Annotated in this window: 19 protein-coding genes; 8 read left to right on the forward strand and 11 right to left on the reverse strand. The window is 71.3% G+C overall.

All coding sequences use genetic code 11. The features are described from left to right. Positions 1-178: 178 nt before the first annotated feature. Positions 179-1,102, reverse strand: a complete 924-nt coding sequence (locus tag WBK31_RS12550; RefSeq protein WP_378789557.1) for a hypothetical protein — start codon at positions 1,100-1,102, stop codon at positions 179-181. A gap of 244 nt (positions 1,103-1,346) precedes the next feature. Then, positions 1,347-2,000, reverse strand: coding sequence for a class I SAM-dependent methyltransferase (locus WBK31_RS12555; RefSeq protein ID WP_406674867.1), 654 nt, complete (start codon positions 1,998-2,000; stop codon positions 1,347-1,349). 112 nt (positions 2,001-2,112) lie between these two features. Here WBK31_RS12555 and WBK31_RS12560 point away from each other — a divergent pair, with 112 nt between their 5' ends. Beyond that, complete coding sequence (locus tag WBK31_RS12560) at positions 2,113-2,667, forward strand: TetR/AcrR family transcriptional regulator (RefSeq protein ID WP_364069309.1); 555 nt, start codon at positions 2,113-2,115, stop codon at positions 2,665-2,667. Positions 2,668-2,673: 6 nt separating this feature from the next. Here WBK31_RS12560 and WBK31_RS12565 read toward each other — a convergent pair whose 3' ends face one another. Together WBK31_RS12565 and WBK31_RS12570 are read right to left on the reverse strand one after the other, a co-directional pair. Further along, on the reverse strand, positions 2,674-3,708 hold the full coding sequence (locus WBK31_RS12565; protein WP_406674868.1) for a hypothetical protein: 1,035 nt from the start codon (positions 3,706-3,708) through the stop codon (positions 2,674-2,676). Between the two features lie 126 nt (positions 3,709-3,834). Then, positions 3,835-4,050: a hypothetical protein gene (locus tag WBK31_RS12570; RefSeq protein WP_364069313.1), complete on the reverse strand. Its 216-nt coding sequence runs from the start codon at positions 4,048-4,050 to the stop codon at positions 3,835-3,837. A 17-nt stretch (positions 4,051-4,067) separates the two neighbouring features. Here WBK31_RS12570 and WBK31_RS12575 point away from each other — a divergent pair, with 17 nt between their 5' ends. Both WBK31_RS12575 and WBK31_RS12580 read left to right on the forward strand, forming a co-directional pair. Continuing rightward, positions 4,068-4,322, forward strand: a complete 255-nt coding sequence (locus WBK31_RS12575; protein ID WP_406674869.1) for a hypothetical protein — start codon at positions 4,068-4,070, stop codon at positions 4,320-4,322. 116 nt (positions 4,323-4,438) lie between these two features. Then, entirely contained in the window at positions 4,439-4,960 is a 522-nt protein-coding gene (locus tag WBK31_RS12580) for a hypothetical protein (RefSeq protein ID WP_364069316.1), read from the forward strand. Here the strand turns inward: WBK31_RS12580 and WBK31_RS12585 are convergent, their stop codons facing one another. After that, the gene (locus tag WBK31_RS12585; RefSeq protein WP_364069318.1) at positions 4,961-7,468 is read right to left on the reverse strand and encodes a cation-transporting P-type ATPase; all 2,508 of its coding nucleotides are present in this window, start codon (positions 7,466-7,468) and stop codon (positions 4,961-4,963) included. A 195-nt stretch (positions 7,469-7,663) separates the two neighbouring features. Between WBK31_RS12585 and WBK31_RS12590 the strand changes: the two genes are divergently transcribed. Then, positions 7,664-8,074: an ANTAR domain-containing protein gene (locus tag WBK31_RS12590; RefSeq protein ID WP_364069320.1), complete on the forward strand. Its 411-nt coding sequence runs from the start codon at positions 7,664-7,666 to the stop codon at positions 8,072-8,074. Between the two features lie 8 nt (positions 8,075-8,082). Here WBK31_RS12590 and WBK31_RS12595 read toward each other — a convergent pair whose 3' ends face one another. The 5 genes from WBK31_RS12595 to WBK31_RS12615 all read right to left on the reverse strand — a co-directional run bounded on the left by WBK31_RS12595 (position 8,083) and on the right by WBK31_RS12615 (position 12,920). Then, positions 8,083-8,484, reverse strand: a complete 402-nt coding sequence (locus tag WBK31_RS12595; RefSeq protein ID WP_406674870.1) for a hypothetical protein — start codon at positions 8,482-8,484, stop codon at positions 8,083-8,085. 799 nt (positions 8,485-9,283) lie between these two features. Beyond that, complete coding sequence (locus WBK31_RS12600) at positions 9,284-10,324, reverse strand: zinc-dependent alcohol dehydrogenase family protein (protein ID WP_406674871.1); 1,041 nt, start codon at positions 10,322-10,324, stop codon at positions 9,284-9,286. Positions 10,325-10,420: 96 nt separating this feature from the next. Next, positions 10,421-11,317, reverse strand: a complete 897-nt coding sequence (locus WBK31_RS12605; RefSeq protein ID WP_406674872.1) for a universal stress protein — start codon at positions 11,315-11,317, stop codon at positions 10,421-10,423. 60 nt (positions 11,318-11,377) lie between these two features. Further along, on the reverse strand, positions 11,378-12,454 hold the full coding sequence (locus WBK31_RS12610) for a PP2C family protein-serine/threonine phosphatase (RefSeq protein ID WP_406674873.1): 1,077 nt from the start codon (positions 12,452-12,454) through the stop codon (positions 11,378-11,380). Between the two features lie 190 nt (positions 12,455-12,644). Further along, positions 12,645-12,920 (reverse strand): DUF4342 domain-containing protein, encoded by a 276-nt coding sequence (locus tag WBK31_RS12615; RefSeq protein ID WP_364069325.1) that lies wholly within the window; start codon positions 12,918-12,920, stop codon positions 12,645-12,647. A 323-nt stretch (positions 12,921-13,243) separates the two neighbouring features. Between WBK31_RS12615 and WBK31_RS12620 the strand changes: the two genes are divergently transcribed. Next, entirely contained in the window at positions 13,244-14,083 is an 840-nt protein-coding gene (locus tag WBK31_RS12620) for a universal stress protein (protein WP_364069326.1), read from the forward strand. Positions 14,084-14,099: 16 nt separating this feature from the next. Here the strand turns inward: WBK31_RS12620 and WBK31_RS12625 are convergent, their stop codons facing one another. After that, positions 14,100-14,435: a metalloregulator ArsR/SmtB family transcription factor gene (locus WBK31_RS12625; protein ID WP_364069328.1), complete on the reverse strand. Its 336-nt coding sequence runs from the start codon at positions 14,433-14,435 to the stop codon at positions 14,100-14,102. 84 nt (positions 14,436-14,519) lie between these two features. Between WBK31_RS12625 and WBK31_RS12630 the strand changes: the two genes are divergently transcribed. From WBK31_RS12630 to WBK31_RS12640, 3 genes are all read left to right on the forward strand, one after another. After that, the gene (locus WBK31_RS12630; RefSeq protein WP_406674874.1) at positions 14,520-15,614 is read left to right on the forward strand and encodes a flavin-containing monooxygenase; all 1,095 of its coding nucleotides are present in this window, start codon (positions 14,520-14,522) and stop codon (positions 15,612-15,614) included. A gap of 96 nt (positions 15,615-15,710) precedes the next feature. Continuing rightward, the gene (locus tag WBK31_RS12635; RefSeq protein WP_406674875.1) at positions 15,711-17,096 is read left to right on the forward strand and encodes an FAD-dependent oxidoreductase; all 1,386 of its coding nucleotides are present in this window, start codon (positions 15,711-15,713) and stop codon (positions 17,094-17,096) included. 65 nt (positions 17,097-17,161) lie between these two features. Continuing rightward, positions 17,162-17,521: a metalloregulator ArsR/SmtB family transcription factor gene (locus WBK31_RS12640; RefSeq protein ID WP_406674876.1), complete on the forward strand. Its 360-nt coding sequence runs from the start codon at positions 17,162-17,164 to the stop codon at positions 17,519-17,521. Positions 17,522-17,527: the final 6 nt, after the last annotated feature.

Genomic DNA, 17,527 nt, shown 5'->3' on the forward strand with positions numbered 1-17,527 from the left:
GTGCCGTCCAGGTGCCTGGAAAGCCCGACGATGCTCCCTCCAGGCACCTCATCGCGGTGGACGAGTTTGTGTACGAGTAAGCCATCATCGGCCCGCGTTCGGCCAGGACGGCAGTAGTCGAGCCCGTCTCGGGCATTCGCGATTCGGAGAGATTCCTGGTCCTGGGACCGCAGGCGACCTAGTGAACGCGCCGCCATTTGTAGCCGCTCTGCTCGTCACTCGTGTACGCGACAGTGTATTGAGACAGATCGGGGTTCCCTGCGGCGTCGACAAGTCGTGCCGTGACCTTGAAGGGTCGGCCATGATCGTCAATGACGATCTCGTGTTGGGTCCCGTGCGCTAGGGCGTCGATGACGAACCTGAACGAACATGAATGATCATTGGTTCTCGCGTAGAGGTACAGGACGCGGTCTTCGCCGCGCTTCAGGGAAATGGTCTTCTCGGCGAAGAATGGTCCTGCGAAGTCCCATTCATCAGTGATCTTCTGAGCGATGCTGACGCCGCCAGGAGTGTCCAGATCGAAGCCCAGGCGAGTCACGGGGTCATCTGCCCCGCCCGCCAGTGAATGGAAGAGCGTGCCGCGATAGGGGGGTGCGCATTTCTTGCGTGCCGATACCTGGGTGATGCGGACGCCGCTCTCGGGGGTCCCTTCTACCACGACCTTGACTCTCAGTACATTGATAGCGGCACTACCGTGTTCTTCGAACCAGGACTCGACTTCGCCGACTTCGCCTTTCTCTTCCAGTCGATTGAGCTCGTTCAGCTCTTGCGTGCTCAATCTCACCGGTTTCGGAAGAATGTAGTCACCTCCGCCTTCGAGATTCGGTTCGACCTCGACCAGGGTGACCGCTAGGGGTGCTCCCTCAGACGAGGGCGGAGGAGTAGGTGTGGGTGTAGGCGTGGATGTTGCGCTCGCTGGCGGCGGACTGCTCTGTACACTTTCCGGCTTCGCGTCGGTGGAACTTCCGCTGGCGCCGGACAGAAGCGCTATAGGCACGCTCAAGACGCCAGCGATGCTGCCGATGCCCTGCCACCAGTCCTTCCCAAGAAATCTGGTAACACCGCCCTTGCTCTTTTTCCGAGCAGTCTCGTCAGAGCTCATTCGTTGAACCGATCTACCTGAAGGTGAGGTTCGGCTGAAAGGCCGACTTCGACGGCGCGCCCGCGAGAGAGATGCGCCTCGGTAGATCGAGTTTAACTCCTGACGAGCAGGTCTACTGCGGATCCGTGCCCCACCCTGATTACGGGCCTGTGAATTCGGTATAAAGGGCCGCCCATGCGGTCGGCGGATCGTTGGAGTGATGCCGGGACATTGCCGCCAACAAGACGCCCTCTCTCTTATACGATCATTGCGGGCGGGTCGCGCGTACGTAATACATCATCAGGTTCGGCATCGGCCCCTCATCGTCCACGCGGAAACCGGCATCCGGGATCATCGTGCCGAGCAGGTCGCGAGGGTCGTGATGCATGGCGTGGCCGGTGACCGCGCCGACGAGGCGCCGGGCGACGGGGTTGGACGGCGGGCGGAACTCGGCGATGAGCAACCGGCCGCCGGGGCGCAGGACGCGGAACATCTGGCGCAGCGCCTCGGGCCTGGCGTCGGCGGGCATGTGGTGGATGGCCAGGCTGGAGACGACCAGGTCGAAGGAGCCGTCGGGGAACGGCAGGTTCTGGCCTTCGCCGACCACGTACGTGCAGTTCGACGGCGCCCGCTTGGTCGCGTACTCGATCATCGCGGGGGAGGCGTCGAGGCCGGTGACGTGGCCGCGCGGGACGACCACCGGCGCGATGATGCGGGTGAGGTAGCCGGTGCCGCAGCCCACGTCGAGTACGCGGTCGCCGATGCGCGGGCGCGCGACGGTGGCCAGGCGGGTGAAGGCGGCGCGGCGGCCGCCGAGGAACGCGATCGCCCCGAAGGCGTCGTAGAGGCGGGGGTGGTCGATGGTGCTGCCGGCGTGTGAGTGCTCGTGGTGGCCGCGCAGGAGTTCGCCCAAGCCCATGATCAGCTGCCTTTCCGAACGAGGTGTTCAGAAACGAATTGTGTGTCCATACTAGAGGGAGGTCAACGAACAGTTCGGCCGATGCGTGCCGTACGGAACAAGGGGCGGGAAAGTGTCCGGAGACCGGCGGGTACGGCGGACACGGCGGCTCATCCAGGAGGCGCTGGTGGCGCTGATCCTGGAGAAGGGGTACGACGCGGTCACCGTCACCGACATCATCGAGCGCGCCGACGTGGGCCGCTCCACCTTCTACGCCCACTTCGCCGACAAGCAGGACGTGCTGTTCAGCAACCTCGACCAGCTCACCTTCCTCCACCCCGCGCCGAGGGACGACCCGGGGGAGCTGTTCGCGTTCAGCCGGCCGATGTTCGAGCACGTACGCGAGCAGGAACGGCTCGTACGCGCCCTGATGGGCAGGCGCGGCGGCGGCCTGGCGCACAGGCGCGGCGAGCAGCTGCTGGCCGCGCGGGTCAAGGACGAGCTCATCGCGGCGGGCGGCCGAGCGTCGGCCGCGCTCGACCTGCTGGTGACCTGCGTGGTCGGTGCGTTCATGGGACTCCTGCGGGCCTGGATCGACGGCGAGACCACCGCCTCGCCCGCCGAGCTCGACGCCGCCTTCCGCGCGGCCGTCCTGCCGGGGGTGCGGGCGGCGCTGAAGGAGACCTGAAACGCCCTATTCGGCGATCAGCTCGGTCATGGGGCGGCGGTGAGCGCGGGGCGCGATCCCGCCGTACCCCAGCCGCATGATCATCTGTGGGTGGCCGCGCCGGTGGCGCGGGTTACGGCGGCCTCGCATGTCACGCAGGTCGAGAGGCTGGTTCAGGTACGAGACCGAGATCCTGTGCCCGGCGGCGACCAGCAGCATGCGCTGCAGCGCTTGACCGGCCTGCAACCAGTCCACCGGCTCGTCGGCCGCGGCGGTGAGGACGGCGAGCTGCGGGCGCGGCTCGAAACGCGCGTATCCGACCTGGCAGCCGAAGTCGCGGACCGGGTCCACGTCCGGCACGTACGAGGACGGGTCCCAGGCCGCCAGCTCGGCCTGGTACTCCTCGTCGCGGTCCAGCTCGGCCTGCGCCACGGCCACGTGGCCGAGCAGGTCGACGGCCGCGCGCCCGCTGCGGAAGGAGAGCCTGGCACCCTCCAGCACCGCCGCCGTGCACAGCTCGGCCCGCACCGGCTCGGGGATGACCCGGTCGGCGAACGGGCCCCTGTACGTCCGCCGGACCCTGATCAGGTCGTGAAGACGCCGCGCCTCCTCCGCCGGCGAGGCCGAGGTTGACGCTGGGGCCTGGCCCGGAGCAGGAGTCGCAGCCGCAGCCGACGTTGCAGTCAGCTCCGGAGCCGCAGCGGGAGCTGAAGCCGGAGCCGAGATCGAGGCCGGAGCCGGAGCCGGGGCGGGCGGGGCGAGTGTCACGCGGGCCAGCAGCTCGGGAGCGCTCTTCGGGTCCGGCAGCAGCCGTACGGCGGGCTCGTACCCCATCGCCTGGGCGGCGATGCGCAGGTTGAACACCGCCGCCCCGCAGCTGATGTGCAGCCAACGCCCCTGCGGGTCCCTCATCCGCAGCCAGCGGTACCGGTCGGCGAGCACGTCGATGACGTCGGGACGGCGTACGGTGAAACGCCACGGCTGCGTGTTGAGCACCGAAGGCGCGGACCCGGCCGCGGCGAGCAACCGGCTGGCGGCGACTGCGGTGAGTGCGATGGGCATGTAGGTCCTCCTCGCACTTCAGGCTGCCGTGAGTCCCCGAGCCGCAGCAGGGTCGAAAGTCCCGCCGAAGGTCCTGATCGGCTCTCCACGAAGGCGAGCGGCACGTCGCGGGCGTCCTAGAGAGGACTACACGGCCGCGGCGATGGCGGCGGCGATGAAGAGCACCTGCAAAGCGGTACGGGCGGGCAGCGGGGTCACCGGCTTGCCGGCGAGGGTGAGGCCGCGGCTGGCGGCGGAGACGTTCGCGGGGAACATCGCGACCATGAGCAGCGCGAGCCCGATCGCGGCCCACGGCGCCAGCGGCGGGATCAGCAGCCCGGCGGCGCCCGCCAGCTCCAGCACTCCGGCCGGTCAGGGCGATGAACGGAGCCATTCCGTCCTCCAATCTTGTCACCGGAAAGATTCGTGAACGGGCGGCGCACGTGCTCGCCACCAGCACCCGTAAGCTGTCGCCGAGCCCTGAGCACGACCGCCTGACCACCATCGCCGCCTGGTCGCTGGCCCACTGCTTCGCCGGGCTGCAGCTGAACGGCGCCCTGCCGGAGACCGCCCACGAGGACCCCGAGGCCCTGGCCCGCAACATGATCCGGCTCTTCTTCGACGACGCGCTCTGAGAGCCGGGAGAGGACCAAGGTCCCTCCGTACGGCGGCCGTCCGGCACTGCCCCCGACCAACCGCCAACCGTGTCATGGAGGGGACACGATGAACGACTGGAAGGGGAGGGACCGTCATGGCCGCCACGATCGACAGGCCCGCCACCACCGCCACCACCGAGGGACGCCGCCCGGTCGAGTACGTCTGGGCCGCCGCCAGGCTCGCGATCGGCTGGATCTTCTTATGGGCGTTCCTGGACAAGACGTTCGGCTGGGGTTTCGCGACCCCGCCGGGCAAAGCCTGGCTCGCGGGCGGCAGCCCGACGACCGGGTTCCTCAAGGGCACCGGCGACAACGCGCTCGGCGGCTTCTTCTCCGCGCTGGCGGGTCAGGCGTGGGTGGACTGGCTGTTCATGGCCGGGCTGCTCGGCATCGGCCTGGCGCTGATGCTCGGCGCCGGCACCCGCATCGCCGCCGCCACAGGCACGCTGATGCTGGTCCTGATGTGGGCGGCCGAGCTGCCCCTGGACACCAACCCGTTCATGGACGACCACATCGTCTACGCGATCGTCCTCATCGGCCTGGCCATGGCCGACGCCGGCGCCACCCTCGGCCTCGGCGGCCTGCCCATCGTGCGGCGCAACGCCTGGCTGAAGTAGTCACGAACGCGAGGGGTGCAGGATGCGGTCGAGGCGGGCGGCGACGTACCCCAGAGAGGACAGCACCAGCACGATCAGCAGGTCGCCGGGTGCGAGCGGCCGGGTGCCGAGCAGCTCCTGCAGCAGCGGCACGTACAGACCGGCGAGCTGGAGCACGAGCGCGCCCGCCACGGCGACGAGCAGCATCGGGTTGGCGAGCGAGCGCGGCCGGGTACGCGTCCCGAGCGCCACCCCGAGCTGGGTCGCCCCGAGCGCGAAGAACGCCATGCTCTGCCACGGCCGCCCGGTCGCCGAAGCCCACACCGCGACCCCGACAGTGACGGCGGTGAGCACGATGGCGATGCGGACGACCCGCTGCCACAGGCCCGCCCCCATGATGCTCTGGCCGGGCGGCCGTGGCGGGCGCGACATGGATCCGGGGATGACGGGTTCGCCGCCCAGCGCCACGCCGGGCAGGCCATGCGTGAGCAGGTTGATCCACAGGATCTGCGCGGGCAGCAGGGGGAGCGGCAGCCCGACGAACGGCCCCAGCAGCATCACCGCGATCTCCGCCGCGCCGCCGGACAGGCCGTAGACGAGGAAGCGGCGGATGTTGGCGTACACCCGGCGGCCCTCTTCGACGGCCGCGACGACGGTCTCCAGGTTGTCGTCGGCGAGCACGAGGTCGGCGGCCTGCCGCGCCACCTCCGTGCCCCGCCTGCCCATGGCGACGCCGATGTCGGCGCGGCGCAGCGCGGGGCCGTCGTTCACGCCGTCGCCGGTCATCGCCATGACCTCGCCACGGCCGCGCAGGCTCTCGATGAGGTCGAGCTTCTGCTCCGGCGTGGCCCGCGCGTAGACGGCGGCCGGTCCATCCTCGTCCACGAGCACGCCGGGCTCGCGGCAGTCCACGGCGGCGTCCCTGGGGCCGACGATGCCGAGGTCGGCGGCGATGGCGCGGGCGGTGCCCGGATGGTCGCCGGTGATGAGCACGGGCTTGATGCCCGCCTTCTTGCAGTCGGCCACGGCGCCGGCGGCGGCCGCGCGCGGCGGGTCCAGGATCGCGATCAGCCCGAGCAAGCTCAGCCCGCTCTCCCGTACGGGCGCCGGCACGGCGTCCAGGTCGGCGCCGGCGACGGCGAGCACGCGGTAGCCGTCACGGGCGTACCGGTCGGCGCGCTCGGCGGCCCGGGCCACCAGCGCGGGATCGTCGGTGAGCACGTCGGGGTGGAGCAGCGCCTCGGGCGCGCCCTTGCAGATGAGCCGGGCGCCGCCGTCCGGCAGCAGGTGCACGGTGGTCATCCGCTTGCGTCCGCTGTCGAACGGCAGCTCCGCCACCCGGGGGAACCGCCGCTGCAGGCCGGCGTGGTCGAGGCCGAGCCGGGCGGCGGCGGCGAGCAGGGCCGCCTCGGTCGGGTCGCCCAGCGCCGTCCACTCGCCGCCGCCCTCGTCCTGCGGCGGGCGCAGGTGGGCGTCGTTGCACAGCGCCGCCGCCTCCAGCAGCGCCCGGAACCGCGCCGGGTCTTCGGCGTCGATCGCGCCGTCGGGCGCGTAGCCGGAGCCGGTGACGGGGGCTTCGGCGTACGGGGTCCACAGGTGCCGCGCGACCATCCGGCCCTCGGTGAGCGTGCCCGTCTTGTCGGTGGCGAGCACGGTCACCGAGCCGAGCGTCTCCACGGCGGGCAGGTGGCGGATGAGCGCGTTCCGCGCCGCCATGCGGCGGGCCCCGAGCGCCAGGCTCAACGTCACCACCGCCGGCAACGACTCCGGCACCGCCGCGACCACCAGGCTGATCGCGGTCACCACCATCAGCTCCACCGGCTGGCCGCGTACCAGACCCAGCACCAGCACGAGCGCCGACAGCGCGACCGCGACACCGGCCAGCAGCCGCCCCACCCCGGCCAGGCGGCGCTGCAACGGCGTCAGCCCGCCGCCCTTGACCATGAGGGCGGCGATGCGGCCGCTCGCGCTCGCCGCGCCCGTCGCCGTCACCACCGCCCGGCCCCTGCCCCGCACCACCACGGTGCCGGAGGAGACCCGCGCGGCGACGCCCTTGTCCACCGGCACCGACTCGCCCGTCAGCGCCGACTCGTCCACCAGCAGCGCCGCCGACTCCACCACCTCGGCGTCCGCCGGCACGATGTCGCCCTCCGCCAGCACCAGCAGGTCACCCCGCACGACCTCGCTCGCCGGGATCTGCCGCTGCTGCCCGTCGCGTACCACGCGGGCCTCGGGCGTGGTGAGGTCGGCCAGGGCCGTGATGGCGCGGTCGGCGCGCACCTCCTGCGCCACGCCGACCGCCGTGTTCACCACGATCACCAGCATGATCACGACGGCGTCGGTCCAGTCGCCGGTGCCGATCGTCAGCACCGCCGCGACGAGCAGTACGACGATGAGCGGGTCGCGAAGCTGCGTGAGGACCCGCCGCCACAACGGGGTCGGCGGCTTGCGCGGGAGCACGTTCGCGCCGTCGCGCGCCAGCCGCGCGGCGGCCTCCGCCGACGACAGGCCAGAAGACGAGGTCGTCACGTTGCCGCCCTCCCTGCCCGCCGTACGCGTGTCCGTCAGTCCTAGTGTCGGCGCTGGCCGGCGCGGTGACCGGGTGCGGCACGCGCACCGGCCACAGTTCAGGCTCCAGGGCCGGTGCCGCGTGCATCAGAGGCGAAAGTCCCACCGGTCTGCAAGCTTTCAGCACTCAGTGACCGGTAGACGGTATTTCGTCCCATGCGGAAGCCGCCGTACCCGATCCTGACCGCCGAGGCGCGGCCCGCGCTCGCGGCGAGCGCGCACGGCGTGCTGACCCCGCGGGCGCGGCACGAAGGCGCAGGGTCGGGGCGACGCGTCCTGTCCGGGCAGCCGCAGCGGGCGCCGACCAGCCGGGTCGTCATCGACCAGGCCAAGAACGTGCTCAGCGAGCGGCACGGGCTGCCCATGGACCGGGCCTTCGCCCTGCTGTGCCGGCTCGCCCGCAGCCATCACCGCAAGCTGACCGGGCCGGCGCAGGCGGTGGTGGACCGCACGGCCGCCCCCGCCCGGAGACCCCGCGCGCATCCACCCTCTGACCGGCGGGGCCGGGAAGCCGAGGGCCCGGCCGGATCGGTTGATCCGGCCGGGCCTCGCGCGCACTGCGCCTGACGGAATCGCTAGGAGATCGGCGTGTAAACGCAGGGCAGTCCCATGCGCGAGTACGTACCGTCGGCGTTCTTCCGATAGGCCTCGACGCAGAACTGGCTGCCGTTGGCGAAATTGCGTCCGATCTTCCGGTAGTGAATGAGGCTGTGCGAGTTATCGCGGTCCGCCGTGTTGTACGCGAATCCCGGGCCCCAGAGGCGGAAGTGGCCATAGAAGCTGAGCACAGACCACATATTCGTATAGGCCTGGATCTGATCCACCCGGCCACCACTGCCGATGATCTTGACGCAGGCGTAGCCGTTGCAGCCGCTGTTGTCGGCCGCGTGGGCCGGCGAGGCGAGTCCCAGACCGGCGATGAGGACCGCCAGGCACGTGGCGAGGGCGGCGGCGATTCTGGACGAACGTCTTTTCATGACTGGCTCCATTTCCTTCATCTGAAAGTTCCTGGCGGAAAGGAATCGAGGGTGTGCCGTCCACCTCCAAGCGGTGCGGGCCGGCCGCGCGGCAGTGCCCTTCACCATCGAGTGCGTAGTGCAAGTGTCGATGGGGGCATACGCATGATCCAGGGCATTGCCCGGACATTCACCGGCACTTCGCAGGACAGCCGGATCTCTGCTTTCTGATAGCGTTTTTCGCGTTACTGTGGTATTGGACTGCCTGCCGTCACGGCCGGTGGGGTGGAATTTCCGCGGTAATACCGGTCGCCGGCTGAATGGCGCGATGAAATGGACGTGTGCCCACCGGTTCTCCCCCGCGCGGCCTCCTCGCGTGCCGCCGCGCGTGATCCGCTTCACGCCCGCCACCGCCCGGGCCCGCAGGGCCGCCCGCGACATGCCGCCGCCTGAACCTGAGGCGGTCGGACGGGCCCCTGTCCCATCCGCGTCCTCGTGGCTCCGCATCCGGTGGCGGCTCGCCGGCGCGGGCCTGGCCACGGCGGTGATCGGCGGCGTCGGTTCACCGGCCGGGGTCTGTGGTACACCGCCCGCACGGTGGAGACCGCCCAGCGAAGCCAGATCACCGACCGCTACACCGAGGCCGTCAGGCAGCTCGGCTCCTCCGAGACCGACGTGCGGCTGGGCGGCGTGGACCGCCGGGGTCTGGGGCAGCCGGATTCCCCTTCGGCTCCTTACCCTCCGCGAGACGCGGCGAGTCCGGCCGTGCCGGTGGTCCGTGCCTGGCGTGCTGAAGGAGGCCGAAATCCCCGCGAGGAAGTCAGCTCCGGGACAGCACCACCTTCAGCGCACCGGTCGCCGCCGCGCCGGCGAAGGCGTCGTACGCGGCCGGCATGTCGTCCAGCGTGAAGCGGTGCGTGATGAACCCGGTGGGGTCCAGCCGCCCGGCCGCGACCATCTCCAGCAGGTCCGGCGTGGAGAAGGTGTCGACCAGGCCGGTGGTGATGGTCAGGTTGCGGATCCACAGGTCCTCCAGGTGCAGCGTGGCCGGTCGACCGTGCACCCCGACGTTGGCCACGTGACCGCCCGGGCGCACCAGCCTCGTGCACAGCTCGAACGTCTCCGGGACGCCCACGGCCTCGATGGCGACGTCCGCGCCGAGCCCGCCGGTCAGGTCGCCGACGGCGGCGGCCGGGTCGTCACCGGCGCCGACGGTCACGTCCGCGCCGAGCCGCTTGGCGGCCTCCAGCCGGGCCGGCGCCAGATCGACCACGACGATGTGCGCCGGAGTGAAGAGCTGCGCGGTGGTGATCGCGGCCAGGCCGATCGGTCCCGCGCCGACGATCACGACCGTGTCGCCGGGACGGACGCGGCCGTTGAGCACGCCCACCTCGTACGCGGTCGGCAGGATGTCGGCCAGCATGAGCGCCGCCTCGTCGGAGACCCCGCCGGGCAGCACGTGGGTGGAGGTGTCGGCGAACGGGACGCGTACGTACTCGGCCTGCGTGCCGTTGATCCGGTGGCCGAGGATCCACCCGCCGCCGCCCAGGCACTGGCCGTACGCGCCCGTGCGACAGTAGCGGCAGCGCCCGCACGCCGAGATGCACGACACCAAGACCCGGTCTCCCGGCTTGACCGCCGTCACCGCCGCACCGATCTCCGTCACCGTGCCGACCGCCTCGTGCCCGAGGATCGTCCCCGGCCGCACGGCGGGCACGTCGCCCTTCAGGATGTGCAGGTCGGTGCCACAGATGGTGACCGCGTCCACCCGTACGATCGCGTCCGTCGCCTCGGCCGGGCGAGGAACGGGAACGTCCGTCCACGAACGCCGGCCCGGCCCCTCGTAGATGAGCGCCTTCATCGTGCCTCCTCGTCGGTTCCCCCACGCTCGCCCGCGCCGCCCGTACGCGGCCAGGGACGAAGGTCCCGCAGGTCAGAGCATTGGACCCCGGCAGGCTCAACCCGGCGGAATGCGCGGATTCAGCACGGTCGCCGGGGTCACCGCCACCGGACACCACGATTCCAGCAGCGCCGTCTGCGTCACCCGCCCGAGCAGCATGCAAGGCGGGCACTCGTTGCCCCGGTTGCCGAGCACGAGCAGCGTGGCGTCCCTGGCCATATCGATGAGCACCCGCTGCGGCCGTTCGGTCACGAACTCCGTGAACACCGTCACGTCCGGACGCCTGCGGGCCAGATGCGAGACCACCTCGCGGAAGCGGGCCTCCGCGCCGGTGCGCAGGGCATGCGAGTTCACGAACGGCAGCGGCTCCTGCCAGGACGCCGACCCGCAGTCCGTCCAGCAGCACAGCGCCGACACCGTGCAGCCGCGCAGCGCCGCCTCGTCGAGCGCGAAGTCGAAGGCGGCCAGGCTGGGCGGCGAGCCGTCCAGGCCGACCACGATCCGCGCCTCCTCGCCGCTCGGCCGATGCGGCGACGGCCGTACCACGATCACGGGCCTGGAACTGTGCGCGGGCACCTGCACCGCCGCCGACCCCACCTGCAGCCCCTCGAACCCGCCCTGACCGCGCGCTCCCAGAACCGTCAGCTCCGCCTCGGATGCGGCGCGCAGAAGCACCGCCGACGGCGTGCCGCTGCCCAGCATCGACTGCACGTCCAGCTCTGGCGCGAGCTCCTTGGCGCGGCGCACGCCCTCCTCCACGATGCTCAGCGCGACGTGCTCGATCTGCTGGAAGACGTCCTGGGGGATGGTCCTCGGCAGGTACGGCCAGTGCAGGGCGTGGCAGACCAGCAGCGGCAGCCCGCGCAGCCGGGCCTCCTCGACCGCCCACACCAGCGCGTCCCGGCTCTCGGGGTAGTCGTCGTAGCCCACCAGAACGGGACGCTCACCGCTCACTGACTTCCTCCAGGGACTGGCCTCGCCGGTTGCCCCTTCCCATAGGTCCCTGGATGAGCGTCACAGGTGAGAAAAGTGTTGGTCTGTCTCGCTTGCCGCGGCTTTCCCGGTTGGCAGGCGGTGAACCGCGACCATGGCGGCATCGTCGTCGAGCCGCCCGCCCGTGTAGTCGAGAAGATCGTCGCACAGCCGCTTGAGCAGACCTTCCGGGGTCTCCTGCGTCCAGGCGGCGACCCGTTCCTGCAGCGGATAGAAGACGCCGGAGGCGTCGCGCGCCTCGGTGACGCCATCGGTGTGGAGCAGCAGCAGATCCCCCGGCTCGAACCGGAACGAACAGACACACAACCGCTGGCTGCTGAGGTCCCCCAGGCCCAGGGGAGGGGCCGGAGGATCGCACGGCAACAGGCTGACCTCGCCGTGGTGGATCAGCAGCGGCGGCGGATGGCCGCAGCTCACCACGCTGAGCACCGGCTCATCATCCGGGAACTCGAGCACGGCCGCGGTGACGAAGCTCTCCTCTTCCGCCGGGCTCTCCTCGGCGAACCGGTACGGGGTGAACTCGGCGCTGTCCTCCAGATCCGCGACGAGCTCGGCCAGGGACAGATCCCGGCGGGCCGCCTCGCGGAACGCGCCCACGAGGGCCGCCGCATCGGCGATGGCCGGCAGCCCCTTGCCGCGGGCGTCGCCGATGAGCAGGCGGGTGGCGCGCGCGGTGCGTACCGCGCCGTACAGGTCCCCGCCGATCCGGGCCTCCGCCGCGGCGGCCAGATAGACGCTGGCGAGCCGGAGCGGCCCGAGCGCCCCCGGCAGCGGACGCAGCAAGGCCAGCTGCGCGGCTTCCGCCACCGACCGCACCTGCGCCAGGACCCGTCTCTCCCGGTTCCGCAGGTGGCAGAACAGCACCACGAACACCGAGACCACCGCGATGGCGGCCAGTTCGGCCTTGATGCTGTCGGTGCCCAGCGTCCCGCTCTGGAGGGCGATGAACGCCTCGCCCGCCAGCGCGAGCAGCCCGATCACGGCGGTGAACCCGGCACCGGCGAAGGACGCCGAGATCGCGGGCGCCGCCACCAGCAAGGCCCCGAAGTGGATGCGGCTGGGGGACAGCAGATCGGCGGCAGTGATCACCGCGATCATGCCGAGCGGGATGACGGCCAGCGCACGATTGTGCGTCGGTTTCTGTCTCCCTATGTGCGGGTTGTCCCCGTATGCCACATCTTCTGTTTACCCGTGGTGAACATGCGCACCGAGCTGCCGTGACCAGGACTTGGGGGCCCGCAGGGGAAGGCTTGGGGCCGCGCGCCGTATCAGGCGGGCCCCGGCGGCGTCACCGCTCGGCGTCCGCCCTGAGCCCGTTCTCCACCTCCTGAGCCGGTTGCTCGATGTCGATGGTCCAATGGGCGGCCACAGCGGCCAATCCCGCCACCACCGTGAGGAACGGCGCCGCCACGAACGCCACGGCCCCCGCCGTCAGCGGAACGTTCAGCACCGTGCGCCCGCGCGCGTCCCTGATGATGATCCGCCGCACCTTGCCCTCGTGCAGCAGCGTCTTGACCGTGTCGGCGAGCCTCCCGCTGGTGAGGCCATGCTCGGCGACGCTCATGGCGACGTCCCCCTATCACCATGAACAGCCCGGCACCGGCGAGCCGGCCACCGCGCTGATGTCGCGCTGCGTCCACCGCTTGGCTTGCATCGTCAGCCCCCTTCAACGTTCTCCTTCCACCCCACCTCGTCAGCCAGGCGAGGAGACAGGGGCGAACGTCCCGGCGCCGCCGTGACGAAGGGCCGGCCCGACGGGAGGGGCGGGACCTGCGTACCGCACGATCCGGGACCAAAGGCACACGCTCCCGTGACCTCCTCCCGCAGCGCCGTTCACCAGCCTCGATGGAAGCTGAAAGTGAGGGATCGAACGGTGAGGAGAGGGCGATGTCGAAGCAGATCGTGGTCGGCGCGGACGGCTCGCCCGCGGCAGCGGCGGCGGTGGAATGGGCGGCCGACGACGCCACGCGGCGCGGGCTCGACCTGCGCATCGTGCACGTGTGCGAGCAGTGGTCGCACAACCAGGGCGTCGAATATTGCGAGGGCGCGCTCGAAGCCGCCGCCGACATCGCCCACGGCCTCGCCGCCGGCGTCAAGGTGACGACCGAGCTGCTGACCGGCAACGTCGTCGAGCGGCTGATCGCCGAGTCCACGACGGCCGACAGCATCGTGCTGGGCAGCCGCGGCCTCGGCGGGTTCACCGGCATGCTGCTCGGCTCCGTCAGCACCGCGGTGGCCGGGCACGCGGCCGGACCGGTCGTGGTCGTCCGCGCCCCGCACCCGGTGGAGCACGGCCGCGTCGTGGTGGGCTACGACGGCTCCGATCACGCGCGGGCGGCCATGGAGTACGCCGTCGAGCAGGCAAGGAGCCGCCGGGCGAGGCTGCACGTGGTCACCGCCTGGCAGGTGCCGCCGTTCTCCCCGTACGGCGTCGCCTACGGCCAGCTCGTCGAGCAGATCATGGAGGAACTGCCGCGCCGGGCACGCGAACTGGTCGAGCCTTGGCGCACCGGCAACCCCGACCTGGTCGTGACCGACGAGCAGCAGTGCGACCACCCCGCCACCGCCCTGGTCAGGGCGGCCGAGACCGCCGACCTCGTCGTGGTCGGCTCGCGCGGGCGCGGCGGCTTCGCCTCGGCGCTGCTCGGCTCGATCAGCCACGCCGTCCTGCACCACGCGACCTGCCCGGTCGCCGTGGTCCGTCCTCCCGCCGAGAAGGACGCGTGATCGCCTGCCCAGCCCGTCAGCAGCAGAAGCGCAGGTAGTCCCGCAGGTCGTCGAGGATGCGGGCGACGCTGTCGCGGTCGCCCCGGTACAGCACCTCCTTGCCGGCGCGGCGTGAGGTGACGATGCCGCCTCGCCGGAGCAGGGCGAGCTGCTGGGAGGCGGCCGATTGGCTGATGCCGGCGCGTTCGGCGACCTGGTTGACCGACAGCTCGGCGCCCTGGGCGAACAGCAGCATGATCTGCTGACGGCTCTCGTTGGCCAGGGCTTTGAGGAAGTCCTGAGCGGCCTGCGGCAGCCGCGGCGCGCACGTGGCGCCCGCTGTCGCCTCTGACGGTGTCGTGGTCTCGCTCATGCCTGCTCCCTCCCGATACCACCCGCAGCTTACCCCTCGTACCAAATTATTGACATATTAGAAAATGACGGTACGTTCTGCCGCATGCCGAACGACTCCATCCTGATCGTCGGAGCCGGGCAGTCCGGCCTGGCCGCCGCGCACGCCGCCCTGGAGCAGGGCCTGCGGCCCGTGCTGCTGGAGGCGTCGGACCGCCCGGCCGGATCATGGCCGCGCTACTACGACAGCCTCACCCTGTTCTCGCCCGCCCGCTACAGCAGCCTGCCCGGCATGCCCTTCGGCGGCGACCCCGAACGCTACCCGCACCGAGACGAGGTCGTCGCCTACCTGGAGCGCTACGCCACCGCCCTGGTCGAGCGCGGTGCCGAGCTGCGCACCGGCTCCCGCGTCAGCGCCGTGAAGCCCAGCGCGGGCGGCTTCCTCGTACGCCTGGCCGATGGGCAGGAGTGGACCGCCCCGGCCGTCATCGCGGCCAGCGGCTCCTTCGGCCGCCCGCACCGGCCCGGCCTCCCCGGCCTGGACACCTTCACCGGAGGTCCGGTGCTGCACGCCGCCGACTACCGCTCGCCGGCCTCGCTGCCGGGCGAGCACGTCGTCGTGGTCGGGGCGGGCAACTCGGCGGTCCAGATCGCGTACGAGCTGGCCGCCGAACGCCGGGTGACGCTGGTCAGTCGGGCGCCCATCCGCTTCGTCGAGCAGCGCCCGCTGGGCCGGGACCTGCACTTCTGGTTCCGCGTCACCGGGTTCGACCGGCTGCCCCTGGCCCGCGCGCAGATGCCGCCGCCGTCGCCCGTCCTCGATGACGGCCGCTACCGCCGGGCGCTGCGCGAGGGTCGTTACGTGCGGCGGGCGATGTTCACCCGGCTGGACGGCGATCACGCGATCTGGAGCGACGGCCGGCGCGAGCGGGTCGATGCGGTGCTGCTGGCCACCGGGTACCTGCCGGACCTGCCGTACCTCGCCGACATGGGCGCGCTGGACGCCGAGGGGCGGCCGCGCCAGCGCCGCGGCCTGTCGCCGACCTATCCCGGCCTGGGCTACCTGGGACTGGAGTGGCAGCGTACGCCGTCATCCAACACGCTGCGCGGAGTCGGGGCGGACGCCCGTCGCGTCGTCGCCGCGCTGACCCGCCAAGTGCGCGGAGCTCGTCAGGGCGCTCGCACCTCGCTATTTAGATGAACATCTAATTTGACATCTCTCTAATTCGACGGGCATGCTGCCGGTGAGCGCTGCTTAGATATCTTTCGAAGCAAACTGCCGATGAGGAGAAGCACCATGAGCGGATGCCGCGGTCCCGCCCCCGTCGAGCGGGAGCCGAGCCGCCAGGCCCGGCAGCCCGGTGACCTGCCCATCGCCGTCATCGGGGCAGGCCCGATCGGCCTGGCCGCGGCGGCCCATCTCACCGAACGCGGCCTCGGCTTCGTGGTGCTGGAAGCGGGGGAGCGGGCGGGCGCGTCGATCGCCCAGTGGGGGCACGTACGGCTGTTCAGCCCGTGGACGTACGACATCGACCCCGCCGCCCGCCGCCTGCTGGAGGCCGACGGCTGGAGCGCGCCGGACCCCGACTGGCTGCCCACCGGCGCCGAGCTCATCGACTGCTACCTGGCTCCGCTGGCCAAACTGTTCGGCGACCGGATCCGTACCGGAGCGAAGGTGACGGCGATCAGCAGGCTCGGCCACGACCGCGTCCGTACGGCGGGCCGCGAGCAGGCGCCGTTCCTGATCCGCCTGGCCGACGGCGGCGAGCTGCACGCCCGCGCCGTCATCGACGCCTCCGGCACCTATGCCACCCCGAACGTCCTCGGCGCGTCCGGCCTGCCCGCCCACGGCGAGGCCGACGCCGGTGATCTGATCGACCACGCGCTGCCCGACGTCCTCGGCGCGGACCGCGACCGGTACGAGGGCAGGCACGTTCTGGTGATCGGCGCGGGTCACTCGGCCGCCACCACCCTGCTCGGCCTGGCCGAGCTGGAGGACACCTCGATCACCTGGGCGATCCGCGCGAGCAGCGCCGCCCGTACGTACGGCGGCGGCGAAGCGGACGCGCTGCCCGCGAGGGGAGCGCTCGGCACCCGCCTGCACGCCCACGTCGACAGCGGCCGCATCCGCCTGCTGACCGGCTTCTTCACCCACGCCATCGAACGCGAGGGCACGCGGGCACGGGTGATCAGCCGCACCCCTTCGGGACACGAACAGTCGGTTCTCGCCGACCGCATCGTGGCCGCCACCGGCTACCGTCCCGACCACACCATCGCCGCCGAGCTCCGCCTCGACCTCGACCCCGTCCTCGGCTCCACCCGCGCACTCGCCCCGCTCATCGACCCCAATCAGCACTCCTGCGGCACCGTCCCGCCGCACGGCGCGGACGAACTGGCGCATCCCGAGCCCGGCTACTACGCCATCGGCGTCAAAAGCTACGGCCGCGCCCCCACGTTCCTGCTGGCCACCGGCTACGAACAGGCCCGCTCGGTGGTCGCCGCCCTCGCCGGAGACCGGGAGGCTGCCAGGAACGTACAGCTCGACCTGCCCGAGACCGGCGTGTGCTCCTCCAGCCTCGCCGAGGCCCAGGAGCAGCGCGTCAGCCTGGCCACGGGGATGAGCGGCGGCCTGCTGAGCACTCCGCTCCCGCTCACGACCTCCGAAGGCGGTTGCTGCGGCTGACCACCGGTCGCGCCACTCAGCGCTTTCCCTCTCATGTGATAGACGTCGAATCAGGAGGTGCCGTCGTGACCGCCACCTCCGCCGTGTGCTGCGCTCCGATCGCCAGGGAGCCGCTCAGCGAGAACGACGCCACCGGGCTGGCCGCGCCGTTCAAAGCGGTCGCTGACCCGGTCCGCCTGCGCCTGCTGTCGATGATCGGCTCACACATAGGCGGCGAAGTCTGCGTGTGCGACCTGACCGACGCCTTCGATCTGACCGCGCCCACCATCTCCCACCACCTCAAGGTGCTGCGTACGGCCGGGCTGATCGACGGCGAACGCCGTGGCCCCTGGGTCTACTACCGCGTCATCCCGGAGACCGTGGCCAGGCTCGGCGCCCTGTTCACCCCGCCGGCCGAGCCCGTCCCTGCTTCCGGCACGGCATGACCTCAC

This window comes from Nonomuraea sp. N2-4H (assembly GCF_045291505.1).
In the GTDB taxonomy this organism is placed as follows: Bacteria; Actinomycetota; Actinomycetes; order Streptosporangiales; family Streptosporangiaceae; genus Nonomuraea; species Nonomuraea fastidiosa.